General features: G+C 68.5%; 10 protein-coding genes. 8 read left to right on the top strand and 2 right to left on the bottom strand.

The genetic code is table 11. The annotated features are described in order from the left end of the window. Positions 1–11: 11 nt before the first annotated feature. From MJ785_RS03335 to MJ785_RS03310, 6 genes are all read left to right on the top strand, one after another. Entirely contained in the window at positions 12–1,682 is a 1,671-nt protein-coding gene (locus MJ785_RS03335) for an Hsp70 family protein (protein WP_239380021.1), read from the top strand. A gap of 117 nt (positions 1,683–1,799) precedes the next feature. Beyond that, entirely contained in the window at positions 1,800–5,081 is a 3,282-nt protein-coding gene (locus MJ785_RS03330; protein ID WP_239380020.1) for a zinc ribbon domain-containing protein, read from the top strand. Positions 5,082–5,188: 107 nt separating this feature from the next. Continuing rightward, the gene (locus MJ785_RS03325; RefSeq protein ID WP_239310944.1) at positions 5,189–6,187 is read left to right on the top strand and encodes a glycoside hydrolase family 26 protein; all 999 of its coding nucleotides are present in this window, start codon (positions 5,189–5,191) and stop codon (positions 6,185–6,187) included. Between the two features lie 174 nt (positions 6,188–6,361). Beyond that, positions 6,362–7,549, top strand: coding sequence for an HpcH/HpaI aldolase/citrate lyase family protein (locus MJ785_RS03320; RefSeq protein ID WP_239373210.1), 1,188 nt, complete (start codon positions 6,362–6,364; stop codon positions 7,547–7,549). A gap of 57 nt (positions 7,550–7,606) precedes the next feature. Then, a complete protein-coding gene (locus tag MJ785_RS03315) occupies positions 7,607–8,959 on the top strand; it encodes a phosphoribosyltransferase family protein (RefSeq protein ID WP_239380019.1) in 1,353 nt (450 codons plus the stop codon). Continuing rightward, positions 8,956–10,089 (top strand): cysteine protease StiP family protein, encoded by a 1,134-nt coding sequence (locus tag MJ785_RS03310; protein ID WP_239310941.1) that lies wholly within the window; start codon positions 8,956–8,958, stop codon positions 10,087–10,089. The genes MJ785_RS03315 and MJ785_RS03310 overlap by 4 nt, the downstream gene beginning before the upstream one ends. A 1,019-nt stretch (positions 10,090–11,108) precedes the next feature. On the opposite strand, the gene MJ785_RS03305 is transcribed toward MJ785_RS03310, so the two are convergent. Continuing rightward, positions 11,109–11,285, bottom strand: a complete 177-nt coding sequence (locus MJ785_RS03305; RefSeq protein ID WP_239310940.1) for a DUF6104 family protein — start codon at positions 11,283–11,285, stop codon at positions 11,109–11,111. A 43-nt stretch (positions 11,286–11,328) separates the two neighbouring features. Continuing rightward, positions 11,329–15,027 carry a multifunctional oxoglutarate decarboxylase/oxoglutarate dehydrogenase thiamine pyrophosphate-binding subunit/dihydrolipoyllysine-residue succinyltransferase subunit gene (locus tag MJ785_RS03300; RefSeq protein ID WP_239310939.1) on the bottom strand — a complete coding sequence of 1,233 codons (3,699 nt, stop codon included), beginning with the start codon at positions 15,025–15,027 and terminating at the stop codon, positions 11,329–11,331. A 312-nt stretch (positions 15,028–15,339) separates the two neighbouring features. Here MJ785_RS03300 and MJ785_RS03295 point away from each other — a divergent pair, with 312 nt between their 5' ends. Next, entirely contained in the window at positions 15,340–17,385 is a 2,046-nt protein-coding gene (locus MJ785_RS03295; RefSeq protein ID WP_239310947.1) for a hydantoinase/oxoprolinase family protein, read from the top strand. Between the two features lie 331 nt (positions 17,386–17,716). After that, complete coding sequence (locus tag MJ785_RS03290) at positions 17,717–19,069, top strand: acetamidase/formamidase family protein (RefSeq protein WP_239380018.1); 1,353 nt, start codon at positions 17,717–17,719, stop codon at positions 19,067–19,069.

The following is a 19,069-nucleotide window of genomic DNA, read 5'->3' as shown; positions in this document are numbered from 1 at the left end:
GGAGGGACCTTATGGCGCGAACAAAGGTGTTCGGAATCGACCTGGGAACGACGTACTCGTGTATCGCCCAGGTGGACGAGTACGGGCGCCCTGACGTGATCCGCAACATCGAGTCGCAGCCGACGACGCCATCGGTGGTGCTGTTCGACGGATCGGCGGACGGCGGCGTCACTTTTGTCGTCGGTACACAGGCGAAGCGGCAGTCGCGGATTCGCCCGGACGATGTGGCGAGCCTGGTCAAACGGCACATGGGTGAGGCCGACTGGCGGTTTGTCGTGCAGGGTGAGGAGTACAGCGCGCCAGCCGTGTCGAGCCTCATCCTCAAGGCGCTCGCCGCTGATGCCGAGCGGGCAACCGGAACCGCGGTGACGGACGTGGTCATCACCGTCCCGGCCTACTTCGGGGACGAGGAACGCAAGGCGACGAAGCTCGCCGGTGAGCTCGCCGGGCTGAACGTGCTGGACATCATCAATGAGCCCACGGCCGCCGCCTTCGCGTACGGGTTCGCCCAGGACGGTGTGGCGGACACGACCGTGCTTGTTTACGATCTCGGCGGTGGCACTTTCGACACCACCGTCATCCGCCTGTCGAAGAACGCGATCACAGTCGTGGCCACCGATGGTGACCACGAGCTCGGCGGTGCCGACTGGGACGCGGAGCTGGTGCGCTTCTTGGCCCAGAAGTTCACCGAGGCGCAGCCTGACGCCGGTGACCCGCTCGACGACGTCTACGACGAACAGGAACTGCTGACCTCGGCGGAGGACGCGAAGCTGGCTTTGTCCGGTCGTGACAGCGTTGACGTGCTGGTGGTTCACGGTGGCCGGCGGGCGAGCGTGACCGTGACCCGGACGGATTTTGAGGAGATCACCGCTGCCTTGTTGCAGCGGACGCTCGACCTCACCGGATCGGTGCTCGCCAGGGCCAGGGAGCGCGGGGTCGACAAGGTGGACATCTGCCTGCTCGTCGGCGGCATGAGCAAGAGCCCGGCGGTCGCCCACAAGATTGCGGACAGCTTCGGTCTGACCCCACGTCTGGTCGATCCCGATCTTGCTGTAGCCAAGGGGGCCGCGGTGTTCGGGCAGAAGAAGGAGCTGGAGCGGTACGTCCTGGACGACCTGGTCGCCCAGGGCAGGCTCGCCGCCGGAGCGAGCCTGGACGCGGCGGCGCCGGCCGACGTCCAACGCTCGGTGTCGGGCGCGGCGGGTGATTTCGGGCTGACGACCACCGCGGTCGTGGACCTGGTCAAGACGAAAGTCACCAATGTGACCTCCCGCGGTTTCGGGATCTTCGCGGAGGACCGTGGCAAGGCGGTCGCGGCGTTTCTTGCGCATCGCAACGATCCGCTGCCGATCGAAGTCACCCAGACCTTCTACACGATCTCCGATGATCAGACGGAGGTCGATATCCGCGTGTTCGAGCAGGGGACGAGCGCTGAGTCGGCCATCCTCCAGGACAACAAGGTGATCGTCGAAGGTGCTATCGCGGGGATTCCCGGGGGCCATCCCCGCGGCACCCCCGTAGATGTCACCTTTCTCATGCGCCCGGACCAGACGATCGTCGTCACCGCCACACATCCCGGCGTGACCGGGCCGCTTGTTCTGCAGGTCACCGCGGGTGTGGGCAGCGAGGTAATGCGGGACGAGGAGACAAAGAAGATCACGTTGCTCAAGCAGCGGGACTGATGTCGCTGGAGCGGTCTCCGGCGGCGCGCGAACATGTCCGGTACATATGGTGCGGCGAGATCGGTGCCGCGTCCGGGCTGGGTTCATACGCTCCGCGGTGGGGACGAAGGTGGAGCGGTGAGCGTGGTGTTCGACGGCAGCGGCTACCGCCAGCGTGTGCTGGCGGAGCTGCAACGCCGGTCCAATCTCGATCTTGAGGACCCGTTCTTCGTGGCTGCGCTGGACCCGGCCGTCGTTTACACCGAGGCCGAGGTACGCGCACACCTGGCCCGCGTCATCGCGTTTTTGCAGCGGCAGCGGAACTCGGCACGGTACGCGACGTTGGCGGCGGCACTGGTCCGGCGGAGGGCCGAGTGGGAGGCGCCGCTACTGGACGCGCACAGCCGTGAGCAGGCCCGGCTCCGCGTGCTGGCCGCACGCCGCAGCGGGGATGCCGAACGGCTGGCCAAGGTGGCTCGCAATCTCGCTACTGTGCGTGAGCGTTTTGGTGGGGTTCCCCGGTCTCGAATTGCGGGGCTGCGCCGGCTGGCGTCGGCTGACGGGGTGACCACCGAACAGTTCGACGCGATCCTCGCCGGTGAGAAGGTGATCGAGGATGGTTCCGGCGATGAGGCCGAGCCACTCGCGCCGGGGCTGCGGCGCCAGATCCGTGATCGCCTGATCGAGCTGCGGCAGCTACGCGACGGAGATCGAGCTGGCACCGCGTCCCTGTGGGCGTTGCTGGGTGTTCCAGCCGACTCCGTGCCGGCCCGGATCCAGGCTGCTTACGACCTCCTTGTCGAGGGTAATCAGCGGCGTCCGCTTGACCGCGAGAAGACGGTGACCGCCGACCTGCTCGCGCAGGTGCGCACCAGGCTGCTCGACGGTGATCCGGCCGCCTACACGGCCGGGCTGATCGCCGATGCCCGCGACGAGATCCGGCCGAAGGTCGAGGAACACGTCGTTCTCGATGGTGAGCTGGGGCCGGCCGCTTTCGAGGGGCTGGTCCGGGAGGTCCTGGCGGCCGGGCGGGGGCTTTCGGCGGCACAGGCGAAGGCCGTGTTGCTCGGTATCGCCCGGGAGCTGGGCGCGGCGGTGACGACCGGTGCCGTCGTCGACTACGTTGTCTGTCCGTGTTGCAGCCGCCCGGAGCCGGTGGACGGTTCACGCGTCTGTCGTTATTGCGACGCCGAGCTCTACACCGCGTGTCCTTCGTGCGGCCGGGCGACCGAGGCCGCCGCGGCGGCGTGCCGGTTCTGCGGGCACAGTCTGCGCCAGGCCCGCGAGGCAGCTGATGCCCTCGCCGCGATCCGTCGGGACCTGGAGAACGGCCATCCCAAGCACGCCGGTGAGCTGCTGGCTGAAGCGCGCTCGGTGCTCGTGGCGGTGGGTGGGCAGGCAGCCCGCGCGGCCGAGGATCTCGACGCGCGGCTGCGGGCCGCGCTGGCCGCCGCCGACGCCGGGTGGCGGGCACTGGTCGAGTACCGCGAAGCCCGCTGCGAGGACGCCGCTGCCGACGGGGCCCGTTGGCTCGTCGCCCAGGCATCCGATGTGCCCGGTCCGGACGGGCGTTCCGCGGATGAGGTGCTTGCCGAGCTCACCGCCCACCAGGAGGTCATCCGCCGCCGGGTCGACGCGGCGCGGGCACTGCCGCCAGCCGAGCAGGAGAACGCGCTGGCCGCGGTGCTCGCGACCGTGGCTGACAGCAGGGCGGCGCTGGCCGCACTGGCGGCGCTGCCACTCCCGCCGCCAACCGAGCTGACCGCGAGCAGCGAGGACGGTGCCGTGGTGCTGCGCTGGCGGGCCTCTCCCTCGGCGCTTGGGCCGGTGTCCTACCGGGTGGTCAGGCTGGTGGGGGAGACGGGCGGCCCGGGGGGAGCAGCGCCGGTTGAACGCAGCCTGGGTACGACTCGGTCCACCGAGCTGTCCGATGCCGGAGCCCCGGCTGGGGTGCTGGTTCGTCACGAGGTGACGGCGATCGTGGGCAGCCGGCGGTCGGTAGCGGTGCGTACGCCCGGTATCGTGGTGGTGCGGGATGTAGCGGGCCTGCATGCGGAGCAGACCGGTGCCGATGTGAGGCTGTCGTGGCGGCTGGACGGCCCCGTGGACGCCGTCACAATCGATCGGACCGTGGACGAGTCGTCGCCGGTGCTGGTCCCCATGCGTCGGATCCGGGCGAGCGCCGGCCAGTATGTCGACACGGCTGTCCAGGCCGGTGTCACCTACCGCTACTGGGTGTATGTCGAATATCGGGATGTGGACGGGCAGCCCTCCCGGACCGCCGGCTCGGGGATCACGATTACGGTGACGCCACGCCCGCCGCTGGTACGTGATCTGGCGGTCACCACCGTCAACGGGCAGACCGCGTTGCGCTGGAGCAGCATGCCGGACACGCATGTGCGGATCTACGCCGTGCCGGCGGCGGGCCCCGGGTCGGCGTCTCCGGTCGGGGCCGAGGGCGCCGAGATCGACTTGGCGAACATAGCCGAGCGGGCACGGCTGGTTGGGTCGAGTGGGGACGGCCACTTGGTGGACCCCCTGGCCGTCGGAGAGCTGGAGTACACACCGGTGGCCGTGCGCGATGGCCGGGCGGTGGCCGGCCGTGGCGTGCGGCATCTGGTGGTCGAGCGCATCCGGGAGCTGCGTGCGGACGACCGTGGCGAGGAGATCGTGTTGTCCTTTCAGCTGCCATCGGGGATTACCGAGGCCCGTGTCCTGTGGCGCCGGGACCAGTTCCCGACCGGGCCGGACGATCCGAGCGCCTTCCAGGCGAAGGTCACCAACGCCAGTCTGGAGATCAAGGGAGGGTGGCATCTCGCCGCGCCGCGTGACGGTTCGCCCTACTTCGTCGCCTGCTATCCACTGGTGCGTACCGGCGGGACGCTGCGTGCGGCCGCGCTCGGTACGGCAGTTGTAGCCCGCTCGGCTGCCCAACATGAGCCGCATGAGCCGCATGAGCCGCATGAGCCGCATGAGCCGCATGAGCCGCATGAGCCGCATGAGCCGCACGACCGTAACGGCTATCACGACCATCACGACCGGGAGATGACGGTCACCTACACCCTGGCCCGGTCTGGCTGGCGCCGCCGCACCCTGCGCGTGCAGATCAGCGCGGACGGGCCGTTGCCGGCGATGGTGCTTGTCGCGCGGCCGGGGACGACCCCACCGCAGGCGAACGAAGATGGGCACCCGCTGGCGCGGGTGTCGGCGGTGCCGGCGACAGCCGCGCGCACGCTCGAGGTCTCGCTCGAGGGCGCGGAGCTTCCCTGGGGGGTACGCCTGTTCCTGAGCTCGCCGGAGAACGCAGCCGCAGCCGCAGCCGCGGCCGCGGCCGCGGCGGTCGGCGGGATACCGGGTGACAGGGCCCCCACTGGGGTGATTCTCCGTCATCCGCCGGACGAAGCCCTGATTGTCAGGTGAATCGCTTGCGCCGTGCCAATGATCATCAAGGCCTCCGGGCGGGTTTTCGTGGGAGCTCTCGAAGAGGTGACCAGCGGGCCCGGTCGCTGCCGATCGGGTGGCGGTGGGTGGCCGCGGGCCTGGTACTGTCCGGCATCGTCGCCGCTGCCGGAGTCCTCGCCATCGGGCCGGCGCTCCGGAATCGCGGTTCACCACCGGTCACCGGCTGGGATACCCGGGGAAGGCTGTCGGGCCTGCCCTGGCTGTCCGGCGTGCACCTGGCGAACGAGCTGGCGCCCTATCTGGCCTTTGGCGCGTGGCGGGACCGGCCGGTCGACGTGGCGCTCGTCTTTACGAGCCGGGACAGGGGGTGGGGCCCGATATCCGAGCCCGACTGGCCGGTGGACGACTTCGCGGCTTTTCCGGGGAAACTGGTCATCAGCCAGCCGACGTTTCCGGAGGGGCAGGGGAGCAATGCCGCGTGCGCCCGCGGCGCTTATGACGAGCACTGGCGGAGATTCGGCTCCTTTCTCACGCGCAAAAACCGGGCTGACTCCATCGTACGGATCGGCTGGGAGTTCAACGGGATGTACATGTACTGGCATGCGGACGCCGACGCCAGGAATTTCACGGAGTGTTTTCGTCGGATCGCCGTTGCCATCCGTTCCGCAAACCCGAAGGTCAGGATTGACTGGACGTTCAATGCCCACAGTTCCCCGGTACCGGCGAGCGGGAATCCATGGGACGCCTACCCCGGTGATGCCTACGTTGACGTCGTCGGTATCGACGCTTACGATCACTACCCGCCGGCGCGGGACGAGGCGGCGTGGCAGCGTCAGTGCGACAGCGTCAACGGTCTCTGCGATCTCATTCGGTTCGCTCGTGCGCATGGCCGGAAAGTCGGCGTGGGTGAGTGGGGTGTCACGTCTTGTGGCGGTGATGCTGGCGGCGACAACCCGTTCTACGTCCGGAAGATGTATGACAGTTTCATGACGAACGCGGACGTGATCGGCTATGAAAGTTACTTTCACGACTCGTCGCCGGACAATGTGTGTTCGACGATCATGTACGGTGGGCGGAACGCTCGGTCGGCCGCTGAGTACAAGCGGCTGTTCGGCAGGTCGTGACGGACCCGGTTGAGTATGTGATCCGGCGACTGGGTGAAATGCGGTCGTCCGCTGGATGACAGCGGTGGGGAAGTTGCCGGACAGCCATTCCACACGGCCGGCGGGCGATGTACCGTCTGGCAAGCCTGACGGCTGACGGCTGACAAAGGATGACGATGATAGGGGGTTCGCTGGGTGCGTCACTTCGGTTTTCTGGACGCGGACCGGACGGACGCGCTGTTTCACCGGTTGCCTGAGGAGATCCTCCCGGATGGGGACCGCCGGCTTGTGGCAACGGCGCTGGGCGCCACCCTCTACGCCCCGGGCACGCGGCCGACGCTGGCCGCGGATGTCCGTCGGCAGGCCGCGGCCGGGGTGACGTCGATGGTGCTCTGCCTGGAGGACGCCATCGCTGACCACGAGGTCGCCACGGCCGAGGCGAACGTGGTTGCCGCTCTTCGTAACCTGGGGGAAGATCCACCGACCGCTGGCGGCGGGCCGCCGTTGTTGTTCGTCCGGGTCCGCGACACGGAGCAGATACCGCTTCTGACCGCACGTCTTGATTCCGCCGCGGCCGCGGCGTTCGCCGGATTCGTCCTGCCGAAGTTCAGTCCTGAAAACGGAGAGCCGGCGTTGGCGGCTGTGTCGCGTGCCGCCGAGCGGCTCGGCCGGATGCTCTGGGCGATGCCCGTGCTGGAAAGTCCGGAGGTTATTTTCAGGGAGACTCGCGCGGCGGCGCTGTCGGGGGTCCGGGAGCTCGTCGACAAACACGCCGATGTCGTGCTGGCGGTCCGCTTGGGCGCCACCGACCTTTGCGGGCTGTTCGGGTTGCGACGGAATCGGGACCTGACCATCTACGACATCGCGGTGGTCCGTGATTGCATCGCGGATATCGTCAACGTGTGTGCCCGTGGCGGCGACCATGTGGTGAGCGGGCCGGTATGGGAATATTTCGCTCAGCCGGAGCGCCTGTTCGTGAGCGCGCTGCGGGTCACGCCATTCGAGGAAGCTGATCTTGTCGATGACAGTGCGGACGGTGCTCGCCTGCGCCTGCGCCTCGTCTCCGCCGATCTTGATCGGCTCATCCGCGAGGTGGTGCTTGACAAGGCGAACGGATTGCTGGGCAAAACCGTGATCCACCCCAGTCATGTGCCTGCCGTGCATGCGCTGCATGTTGCCAGCCACGAAGAGTACGTGGACGCCATAGCGATTCTCGCGGAGGACGCCGGCGGGGTACGGCCGAGTTGCTACGCGAACAAGATGAACGAGCTGGGACCCCATCGGATCTGGGCGCAAGGGGTGCTGCGGCGGGCCCAGGCCTTCGGTGTCCTGCGGGAGGGCCACACGTTCGTCGACGTTCTGGCCGCGACCGGAGTGTCGTGACGTTCCGGTGACACGCGGATTGTCCCGGATGGCAACAGCGGTGAGGGCGGAGGTCGTGTGAGCCTGGCGGATCACCTCGGGCAGTCTTCGAGCGGCCCGAACTGGCTGTGGGACGAGCTGGGGCTCGATATCAGGATCAGAACCGACACGCTGGGCAGGGGCCTGCACGGGCTGGTCGGGCTTGCGTTGCGGCGCAATCCGCTGCGGGCACATCTGCTGGTCAGCCGAGTACTCGGCAAACATCTTCCGGTGCCGCCACGGGAATCGCTGGCGGCTGGTCGGCTGCTGGCGGCCCGGGTCCGCGAGGACTCCGCTGGGCTGGGGGGTGCGCTGATGACGGCTGGGCCACTGGTGGTCGGTTACTGTGAGACGGCAACCTCGCTTGGGCATGCGGTGGCGGACGGCATTGCGGGTTGTGACTATCTGCATACCACTCGTCGGGTGGTACCCGGCGCCACCACCCTGCTCGACTTTGACGAGGCACATTCCCATGCCACCTACCACTGGCTCATGCCGACCGATCCCGAGGTGGTGCGGGCGCCGCGTCCGCTGATCCTGGTGGATGACGAGCTCTCGACCGGCCGGACCGCGCTGGGCACGATTCAGGCGCTGCACGCCTTCGCGCCACGGCCCTCCTACACCGTGGCGACGCTGTTCGACGCCCGGCCGCCGGAGTCCCGGCGTGCGTTCAACGAGCTCGCGGACCGTCTTGGTGTTCCGGTGCGGGTGGTGTCGCTGCTGTCCGGAGAGCTGGTGGTGCCGCACGACGTAGCTCTGCGCGCGCAACGGCTTCGGGCCCGCCATGGCGGTGACCCTGTCGGTGCGGCCGCGCGGGAGCCGTCCACCTGGCGTCATCCGGTCCGCTCCGTACGGCCTGACTGGCCGGCCGAGCTTCCCGACGGTGCGCGCCACGGTTGGTCGCAGGCGGACCGGGCACTGCTCGACGCGGTCGTGCCGGCGGTCGCCCGGGAGATTGCGGCGGTGCTGACCGAGCCGTCCGGACGCGTTCTGCTGCTTGGCACGGAAGAGCTCATGTACACACCGTTGCGAATCGGGGCCGCGCTCGATGAAATTATCTCGGGCGCGGTGCTTTACCACTCGACAACGCGTTCGCCGGTCTACCCGATCGACGCCGAAGGCTGTGCGATCCGCTGCGCGCTGACGTTCCCGGCGCCGGACGACCCCACCCGGATGAGTCATGTCTACAACGTCCGGCCGGGCCTGTACGACGACATCGTGGTCGTGGTCGATTCGGTCGCCAACGGCGGGCTGGCGGAGGCCGACGTCGCCGGGATGGTCGGGATGCTGCGTCGGTGCGCGCCGGTGACCGTGGTCACGATTCCGGCCCGAGGCCCGGACAGGCGTCCGATGACCTGGCCGACCGGGCGTGTGGCAGGGGGAGCGAGTTGAGCGAGGGTACGGTCCTGGGAGCCATTCCGGGCACGGTGGGTTCGGGGTCCTACGATCCCGCGGATGTGGTCTTTCTGCTGAAGGATCTCAGTGACATCCCGCTGGAGCGCCCCGCTGAAGACCGTGAGGAGGATTTCTCCAAGGGACGTCACTACGCTGAGGATCTGCCTGTCGAGTACGAACCCTCGGATTCCTATCTTGCTCTTTTCGAGGATGCCCTCACGCGGTCGGCGGAACGGGTCGCCACCGCGGTCGGTATAGCCACCGAGCTTGTGCTTGCAAGCAAGGATAAGCCGGTTATCGTATCGCTCGCGCGGGCCGGCACGCCCGCCGGAATCCTCATGCGGCGTTGGGCCCGGTGGAAGCACGGGCTCGAGCTGCCGCACTACTCGGTCTCCATTATCAAGGACCGGGGGCTTGACGAGAACGCGTTGCGGTGGATCCTGGACCGCCATGCCCCCCATGCGCTCCAGTTCGTCGATGGCTGGACGGGCAAAGGCGCTATCTTGAAGGTCCTGCAGGCTGCGGCGGGGCAGTTCGGCGTGGACAGCTCCATGGCGGTGCTCTCGGATCCGGGCCACTGCACGTCGGTTTACGGCACCCGGGACGACTTCCTCATCCCGCACAGCTGTCTGAACTCCACGGTCAGCGGCCTGGTGAGCAGAACCGTGCTGAATTCCGCACTGATCGGTCCGGCTGACTTCCACGGGGCGAAGTACTATCGGCACCTGGCTGACCGGGATTATTCCCGCCGGTACGTCGACACCGTTATGGCGGCCTTTCCCGCCGCGTCGGACGCGGTCGCGCATGGGCTGCGCCAAGCGGAGGACCGTACCCCGACCTGGGCCGGCTGGCGCGCGGTCGAAATGCTGGCGAAGGATTATGGAATCACGAACATCGGCCTTGTCAAGCCGGGGGTCGGTGAGACGACAAGGGTGCTGTTGCGACGGGTGCCCTGGAAAGTCGTTGTCGCACCCGGCCGGTTGGCGGAACTGGCTCATATCCTCTCGCTTTGTGCGGCCAAAGGGGTGGCGGTGGAGGAAAGGGCGGAGCTGCCGTACTCCTGTGTCGGGATCATCCGGCCGACCGACGGCCGGCCTGACCGGGCGTTGTTCAACGTGCCGTCCTGACATCCGATGGGTACCGATCCGTGGACACGTTCCAGGTCGCTCAGTATTTTCGTGATCAAATTCCGTTGTCTGATCGGCCCGCGGGCTCGGGTGACATCGCGCAGTTCCGCGACGGTGGTCAGGCGTTGGTGTACAGCGGCGGCGAGGACGGCATGGGAAACCTGTGGCCGCGCCGCCCAGTCGGCCATATCGACAACGGAACGGGCCAGCCGGGTCCGCGGCGGATACGGTCGCGGACACACGTCCGCGGGGCCGAGCTGAGCGCTGTGGCGAATGACGACGCCGGGGCGGGGGCCCGGCCGTCGCCCCGGCGGTACAAGAACGGTGACGCTCTCCTCGTCAAAGCCGTGCAGGCCCCCCAGGGCCGCCGCGCAGGCACCGCCGAGCACAGCTCCGGGGCCGATGGACTCGAGCGCGCACCACAACAACTGCATACGGGTGAGCGGCCCGGGGCGTGTCACGAGCACCCCGGGCAGGGGCCGCTGCCATCGGCCGGATCTGACCCGCCATCGAATCGCTGACCGGGTCGTCCCGGCCGCGACAGCGGCGCGGATCGAGATGACGCCACACTGGTGGTCGGCTGTCTTCTGCCAGGAGCGCTGACCGGGGTCCGGGGCCATGCCCACGAGCCTCGCCGATTGGTCCGCCGAACGGAACGCCACCCGGCGAGCTGTGGAAAAGTGGCGGCGGGCTTCCCCGGATGTGGACGGACGGCTCATCCCCTGCGCTGCCGAGTGCCATCGGTACTGGTCAGCCCTTGTATATCCCGATGATCAATAAAATGATCGCGATCGCAAACGCACGCTAAGAGCGCCCGGCAATAGGGGACGCGGCGGGCGGGGCCAGGGCACGCACCTCGCGTCATCGCTCCCCGTCCATCGCTGCGCGATGCACGGGTACCCCGGCTCGTCGGTCGCCACCCACCACCTCCGGTGGCTGCCTCCGCCGCCTCACGATGCACGCACCCCAACCCCGCTCCTTTAAGCGGCGCGAGCCGGACAGCTGGCTTCCGAAACGCCCTAGCTGTCCGGGTCGTCGAGACGGGCCAGATAGGTGGCCAGTTCCTCGACCGCGTCCTCGTACTGGGGATGCAGGTCGACGAACGCACGCAACTCGTCAGCGAGCCAGTCGAGCGTCACGGTCTCCTCCCCGCGACGCGCCGACAGCTCCTCAATACCCCTGTCGGTGAAGTACACCGTCAGCTCCGGTTTCCAAGTCCCAGCCTCGTTTCGGGCGTTCTTACGCGGTGAACGCAGCCTCGATCAGCGCTTTCTGTTCCTTCTCGTGCACGGAGGAGGAGCCGGACGCCGGAGCGGCCGACGCCTTACGTGATACCCGGCGCACCCGCAGCCCCGCCGGCAAGGCATCGGGCAGGTGGATGGCCATGTGCGGGTAGGCGCCCTGATTGGCCGGCTCCTCCTGCACCCAGACCACGTCGGCGAGGTTCGGGTAGGTGCTCAGGACCTCCCCGAGCTCCGCGACCGGCGTGGGGTAGAGCTGCTCGATCCGGACGAGCGCGGTATCGGTGATCTTTTTGCTGGTCTGCTCGGCCAGGAGGTCGTAATAGACCTTTCCGCCCGACAGCAGTACTCTCCGGACGTTGCTCCGGTTGTCGATCTTTGTGTCGTCGATTACCGGACGCCATGATCCTGTTGTCAGGTCCTCGACCGTCGAGGTCGCGGCCTTCAGCCGCAGCATCGACTTGGGAGTGAACACCACCAGCGGGCGTCGCACCGGTGAGAGCGCCTGCCGGCGCAGCAGGTGGAAGTAACTTGCCGGGCTCGACGGAGCGGACACCAGCATGTTGTTCTCGGCGCACAGCGACAGGAAGCGTTCGATGCGGGCGGAGGAGTGGTCCGGGCCCTGCCCCTCGTAGCCGTGCGGGAGCAGAAGGCCGACCGAGTTGCGCTGGCCCCACTTGGCCTCGCCCGCCGCGATGAACTCATCGATGATCGACTGTGCCCCGTTCGCGAAGTCGCCAAACTGGGCTTCCCACAGCACGAGCGCTTCCGGGCGAGCCACCGAGTAGCCGTACTCGAAGCCCATCGCCGCGAACTCGCTCAGCAGCGAGTCGTGGACGTAGAAGGTGCCGGCGCCCTCCTCGGCCTCCAACGACTTCAGCGGGCAGTAGTCCTCGCCACTGTGCCGGTCGACCAGAACGGCGTGCCGCTGGCCGAAGGTACCGCGCCGGCTGTCCTGCCCGGCAAGGCGGATAGGCCGGCCGTCGAGCAGGACCGAGCCGAAGGCGATGGTCTCGGCGCACGCCCAGTCGATCGTCCCAGTCGCGATCATCTGTGCCCGGCGCTCGAGCTGCGGGCGCAGCCGCGGATGAACGGTGAATCCGGCCGGCAGGGCGGTCTGGGTATCTATGATCATCTTGATGGCGTCCAGCGACACGGCGGTGGACACGGCGGCAGCCGCCGCGGCCTCCGCTGGAGTCGTCACCAGCCGAGGCCCGTGAGCTGGGCGTTGGCTGGTGTCACGGGTCTCGGCGAACGCCTTCTCCAGCTGTACCGAGTAGCTCTTCATGGCCTGCTCGGCCTCGGCCAGCGTGATGTCACCACGGCCGATCAGCGCTTCGGTGTAGAGCTTACGGACCGACCGCTTCGTGGCGATCGTGTCGTACATCAGCGGCTGGGTGAACGACGGCTCGTCCATCTCGTTGTGCCCGCGCCGCCGGTAGCACACCATGTCGATGACGACGTCCTTGTGGAACGCCTGCCGGTACTCGAAGGCCAGCCGCGCGACTCGTACACACGCCTCGGGGTCGTCCCCGTTCACATGGAAGATGGGGGCCTGCACCATCCGGGCGACGTCGGTCGCGTATACCGACGACCGGCTGGCGATCGGTGACGTGGTGAACCCGACCTGGTTGTTGATGACGACGTGCACGGTCCCGCCGGTGCGGTACCCACGCAGCTGCGAGAGGTTCAACGTCTCGGCGACCACGCCCTGGCCGGCGAAGGCGGCGTCCCCGTGGACGAGCACCGGCAGCACCGTGAAGCCCTCGGGACCCTTGTTGAGCATGTCCTGCTTGGCCCGGGTGACACCTTCCAGCACCGGGTCGACCGCCTCCAGATGGGACGGGTTGGACACCAGCGAGATCGGCACCTGGCGACCGTCCGGGCTGGTGTAGATGCCCTCCGCGCCGAGGTGGTACTTGACGTCGCCCGAACCGTGCGCCGTCTGCGGGTCGACGTAGCCCTCGAACTCGGCGAAGATCTGCCGGTAGGACTTGCCGACGATGTTCGCCAGCACGTTCAGCCGGCCGCGGTGCGCCATTCCGAGGGTGACCTCGTCCATGCCCGCTTCAGCGGCCCGCTGGAGTACCTCGTCGAGCAGGGGGATGGCCGACTCCGCGCCTTCGAGCGAGAATCGCCGCTGGCCCACGTATTTGGTCTGCAGGAACGACTCGAACGCCTCGGCCGCGCCGAGCCGCTCCAGGACGTGCAGCTGCTCGGCCGGGTCGGGGCGCTCGGCGGCCCGTTCGACCCGCTGCTGGATCCAGACCCGCTCGTCGGGCTCCTGGATGTGCATGTACTCGATACCGACCCGGCGGCAGTAGGAGTCCCGCAGGACACCAAGAATGTCGCGTAGCGTCATCCGGCGGTGGCCGGCGAAGCCGTCGACGGGAAACTCGCGGTCGAGGTCCCACAGGGTCAGGCCATGGCTGATGATGTCGAGGTCAGGGTGGCTGCGGATGGCGAACTCAAGGGGGTTCGTGTCGGCCATCAGGTGTCCGCGCACCCGGTAGGCATGGATCAGTTCGAGTACCCGGGTACCGTGGTCAAGATCGCCATCGTGGGACGAGGTGATATCGGTGACCCAGCGCACCGGTTCGTACGGTATGCGCAGCGAGCGGAAGATCTCCTCGTAGAAACCGTCCTCGCCGAGCAGGAGCTGGTGCATCCGGCGCAGGTATTCGCCGGACTGCGCACCCTGAATGATCCGGTGGTCATAGGTGCTGGTCAACGTGATGATTTTTGAGACTGCCAGCTTCGACAGGGTTTCGGTGGACGCCCCCTGGAACTCGGCCGGGTACTCCATGGCGCCGACGCCGATGATTGTTCCCTGCCCCTGCATCAGGCGCGGGACCGAGTGCACGGTGCCGATGCCACCGGGGTTGGTCAGGGTGATCGTCACATCGGTGAAGTCGTCGGCGGTGAGCTTGTTCGTGCGGGCACGCCGGACGAGGTCTTCGTAGGTGAGCCAGAACTGGCTGAAATCCATGGCCTGGGCCTGCTTGACCGCGGCAACCACCAGCTGCCGGGAGGTTCCCTTGATCAGGTCGATGGCGAGCCCGAGGTTGACGTGCTCCGGCTCGACGAGGGTCGGCTTGCCGGCGATCTCAGCGTACGAGTGATTCATGGCCGGCGCCGTCTCGAGCGCCTTGACCATCGCATACCCGATCAGATGGGTGAACGAGACCTTGCCGCCACGGGACCGAGCCAGGTGCCGGTTGATGACGATCCGGTTGTCCGCGAGCAGCTTGGCCGGGACCGCGCGTACCGACGTCGCCGTCGGGACGTGCAGGGACGTCTCCATGTTGGCGGCTACCCGGGCGGCGGCACCGCGCAGCGGCGACGTGGGGACGCCGTTCGTCGGGACTGGCACGGCCTGCCCGGATGCCGGTGGCCGGGCAGGCGTGGCCGCAGCCGCGGCCGCGGCCGTGTTGATCACCGTGCCGCGCGGCTGGTCGGTGGGGGTGGCGTCCAGTTGGCCTGGCCGTGGCACGGAACCAGCTATGACAACAGGGGGGACGGGCTCGGCCGTACCCGGCTGCCCGTTCACCTCGCCCGGTTGATAGTCGGAGAGGAACTCGCGCCACTCCGGCGAAACACTCTCAGGGTCCGCGAGATACTGCTGGTAGATCTCAAATACCAGCCACTCGTTGGGGCCGAAGTCGGGTCCGGACTCGGGTACCGTCGGTGCTGTCACGGGGGCGTTCCCCTCTATCTACCCTCTGTTATGGCCCGCCGCGCGGGCCCTTCCGTTGTCGTGTGCTCAGGCTACTCGCAGGCCTTACTTGATCTGTCCGAACGCTGTGACCAGTGAGACAGGCCACGGGCATGGTAAGTGTGCCAAATATGTGGCAGGGACCGTCCTTGCCGCGGGTATCCGCAGGCTACGGGTGGGTGCGCAGGCCTCGCGAGGGGCGGTTGCGCAGACCCCGCGAGCGAGCTCCGCGAGCAGGCGCTGAGACGGGCGCGAAGACACGTTCGTCACCGTGCGAGTATTCCCCGTGTGGCGATGTGGCTCGGGGTCGATGTGGGTGGGACCTTCACCGACCTGGTCGCTGTCGATGACGGCGGCCGGCTGGTTTCCGCGAAGGTGCCGTCGGTGCCCGCCGACCCATCCGTGGGGGTGCTCGGTGCCGTCCGCGGGGCAGGTCTGGCCACCGAGCCTGGGACGGTCGAGCGGTTCGCCCACGGCACCACGGTCGCCACCAACGCGTTGCTGGAGCGGCGGGGTGCGCGGACCGCTCTGGTGACCACGCGGGGGTTCGCCGACATCATCGAGATCGGCCGGCAGAACCGACCGGCTCTCTACGATCTCACCCGCCATCACCCGCCGGCGCTGGTGCCGCGCGAGCTCCGTTACACCGTCGTGGAGCGTACCGGTCCCGCCGGTGTGGTCGTCGCGTTGGACCCCGAGGCTCCGCGGCAGGTCGCCACCGCCCTCGCGGCTATTGACGGTCTTCAGGCCGTGGCCGTGTGCCTGCTGTTCTCCTTTCTCCATCCCGAGCACGAGCGCCAGGTCGCCGATGCGCTGCGGAGCGGCCTGCCGGGGGTCACCGTGGTGGCTTCGCACGAGGTTCTCCCGCAGTTCCGGGAGTACGAGCGGTTCGCCACCACCGTCGCCGACGCCTACCTGACGCCGAAGCTGTCGGCTTACCTGCGGGCGCTCGCCCGCCGGTGCGTGGCCGCTGGGCTGCCGGTGCCCCTGGTCATGCAGTCCTCCGGGGGTGTGGTGGATCTTGAGACCGCGGCCGGGCACGCCGCCGCCTGTGTGCTCTCGGGGCCGGCCGCTGGCGTGGTCGGTGCCGCGTACGTCGCGGGCCTGTCGGGCGTGACCGATCTGCTCACCTTCGACATGGGCGGAACGTCCACCGATGTCGCGCCGGTACTGGGGGGACGTGCGCAGACCACCGGCGAGTCGGTGCTGGCCGGTGTACCGATCACCTTGCCCACGGTCGACGTGCACTCGGTGAGCGCCGGCGGCGGGTCGGTGGCGTGGGTGGATTCCGGCGGTGCCCTGCGGGTCGGGCCACGCTCGGCCGGTGCTGATCCCGGCCCGGCCTGCTACGGCCGCGGGGGCGTGGAGCCGACGGTCACCGACGCGGACCTGGTGCTCGGCTATCTGGCTGACGGCGCGAATCTCGGCGGCGAGGTCGTCCTGTCCCGGGCGTCCGCGCAGAAGGCGTTGGCAGGCCTTGGCACGGCGGTGGGAGCGGCGGTGGGGACACCGGGGACGGCGGCCCTGTCGGCGGTGTCCGCGGCGGCCGGCGTGGTGGCGGTCGCCGACGCGGAGATGGTCCGGGCACTGCGGGTGGTCTCGGTGGAACGCGGGCTGGATCCGCGGGAACTGACCCTGGTGGCCTTCGGCGGAGCCGGTGGGACCCATGCCTGCGCGCTGGCCGAGGAACTGGGGATGCGCCGGGTGCTGGTACCGCTGGCCTGCGGCGTGCTTTCCGCGCTGGGTCTTGCGCTCGGCGGCGTCCGCCGGGACTACCTGCGCGCGTTGCGCGGCCCTCTCACCGAGGTTGACCTGACCGCCGCTTTCGCCGAGCTCACCCGGACCGTCCAGGCTGCGGTGGGTACGGCGGACGCCGCCGCGCTCACGGTGGAGCGTCAGGTCGACTGCCGGTACACCGGCCAGTCGCATGAGCTGACGATCGTGGCCGCGTCCGCCTGCGGGTTGACAGAGTCCAGCGGTGCGGTTTCCGCCAGCCGGGTGCAGGCGGGGTTCGAGGCCGAGCACATGCGCAGGTACGGGCATGTGGCACCGGATCGGGAGGTGGAAGTGGTGGCCGTCCGCATGGTGGCGGCACTGCCGGGCCGGCGTCCCCGGCTGACCGCGCCGGCCGCCGATCCCGCCGCGGTGCGTGGCCGGCGCTCTGTTCACCTGGACGGTTCCTGGCAGGAGGTGGATGTCGTGCCCCGCGCGGCGCTGGGACCGGGTGACGGTGTCACGGGGCCGGCGGTCATCGAGTTCGTCGAGGCGAACTGCCTGGTGCGCTCCGGCTGGACCGCCGAGGTCGACGCGGTCGGCTCGCTGCTGCTCACCCGTCCCTGAAGGCCGGCCTGGCGGGCGCGCGCCGGTCGACGGGGCCGGGTGCCGGGTGCCATGGGTGGCATGGGTGGGCACTGGGGCATGGGTAGGCAGCGATGCTTGAAGGGGTATCGATACCTGAAGGGGGATGCATAGGACTGCAACATGTCAGAAACAGATGTGTCATGTTTCACTGCGAATCTGACGCCCGTGCCACGTGATGACCAGATCGCAGGTCGGGGCTCCTTGTCGGGAAGCCGTCCCGGCCCGGTGGCTGAGGCGGTCGGCCGTCACGAACGGGTCTGTCGTCCGGGGCGCCGCGGGTGGCCGCGGGCGTCGCGGTGGTAGCGCTGTAGTGGCGCTGCAACCGGGCAAGGGAAAAGTAGACGGAAAACACTATCTCCCGTCCACCCCTGAGACAGTCATGTGGGGTCAGGTGCCGACCGCTGAGACACGGCCGGTGCTGAGCGTGGAGTCCGGTGCCACGGTGACGGTCGACACGGTCAGCCAGGAGGGGATCCTCGACGATCAGGGGCGTGACCCGGACGCCTTCTTCGCGCGGTTCGGCGTGTCGACATCCGAGGTCCTCGATGACGCTCGCATGATCGCCGCTTCGGGAATTCCGCATCGGTTCGGTGTGGACGGTCCGCATGTGGTGACCGGACCGGTGTACGTCCGCGGTGCTGACCCCGGCGACCTGCTGCGGGTGGATGTGGTTTCGCTGCACCCGCGGGCCAGGTACGGCGTGGTGTCGATCCGTCATGGCGCGGGACTGCTCGCCGGGGAGTTTCCCGAGAACGCTCCTCCCGGTCCCGCCGCGACCGCCCGTAACTGGACGGCGTTCCGGACAGCGAGCAGCTTCTGTGCCGTCGAACGGCGCCGGGGCCGGCTCTTCGCCACGCTGGGCGGAGCTGAGGGCCGGAAGGTGCGTTTTCCGCTGTCACCGTTCATGGGAATCATGTCGGTCGCGATCAACGGTGCCGGGCCGCTTCGTTCGACCTCGGTCGGAACGTACGGGGGCGCTCTTGACTGCGGTGAACTCGGTGCCGGTGCCCGGTTGTTTCTCCCGGTAGAGGTTCCCGGCGCATTGTTTGCCGTTGGTGACCCACATTATTCCCTGGGTGCGGGAAAGGCCACCGCGGTCGCGTTGGAGGGGCCGCTGCGGGCGACCTTCCGGCTGACCGTCCTGAAGGCAGCCGCGGCCGAGGCTGTTCTTGGTGCGCTGCGCGAACCTTTTGTCGAGACCGACACCCATTGGATTACGCTGGGGGCACACGCCGATCTCGCGCATGCCGTCCGCCGGGCGACCCGGTCGGCTTTGCTTTTTCTGTCCACCCGTCTTGGGATGGACCGGGCCGACGCCCTCGCCTATCTGTCCGCGGCGGCTGACCTCGGTATCAGCCGCGCGGCCGGCGAGTTCCAGACGGTGTACTGCCGGATGCGCCGGGCGGACTTTGGTGAGCCGGCCGTCGCCAAACCTCGGCTGGTACGCCCCGCGTTCGCCCGGGCGCTCCCTGCCGCGGACCGCGCTGAGGAAGCCTCCGGCCGCTCCTCGGAGTCCGCCGGTACCGGCGACGCGACTGAGCCCAGGGACGGATCGGAGCCGGCGCAAGCGGTCGTCCCCGATGAGCCGTCGGGCGTGTCCGGCGCAGGGAGCCAGCCGGGCGATCGTGTGGACGGCGGTACTGGGGACGATCCGCCCGGGTAG

The sequence above is a fragment of the Protofrankia sp. CiT1 genome, from assembly GCF_917627335.1.
Taxonomy (GTDB): Bacteria; Actinomycetota; Actinomycetes; order Frankiales; family Frankiaceae; genus Protofrankia.
The sequence above is the reverse complement of the archived record's forward strand: the minus strand, read 5'-3'. Positions and strand labels throughout refer to the sequence as shown.

What these genes read in the sequence shown, in the direction of transcription:
- MJ785_RS03335 (WP_239380021.1), top strand. Translation starts at nt 12, where the DNA reads ATGGCGCGAACAAAGGTGTTCGGAATCGACCTGGGAACGACGTACTCG.
- MJ785_RS03295 (WP_239310947.1), top strand. Translation starts at nt 15,340, where the DNA reads ATGTGGCTCGGGGTCGATGTGGGTGGGACCTTCACCGACCTGGTCGCT.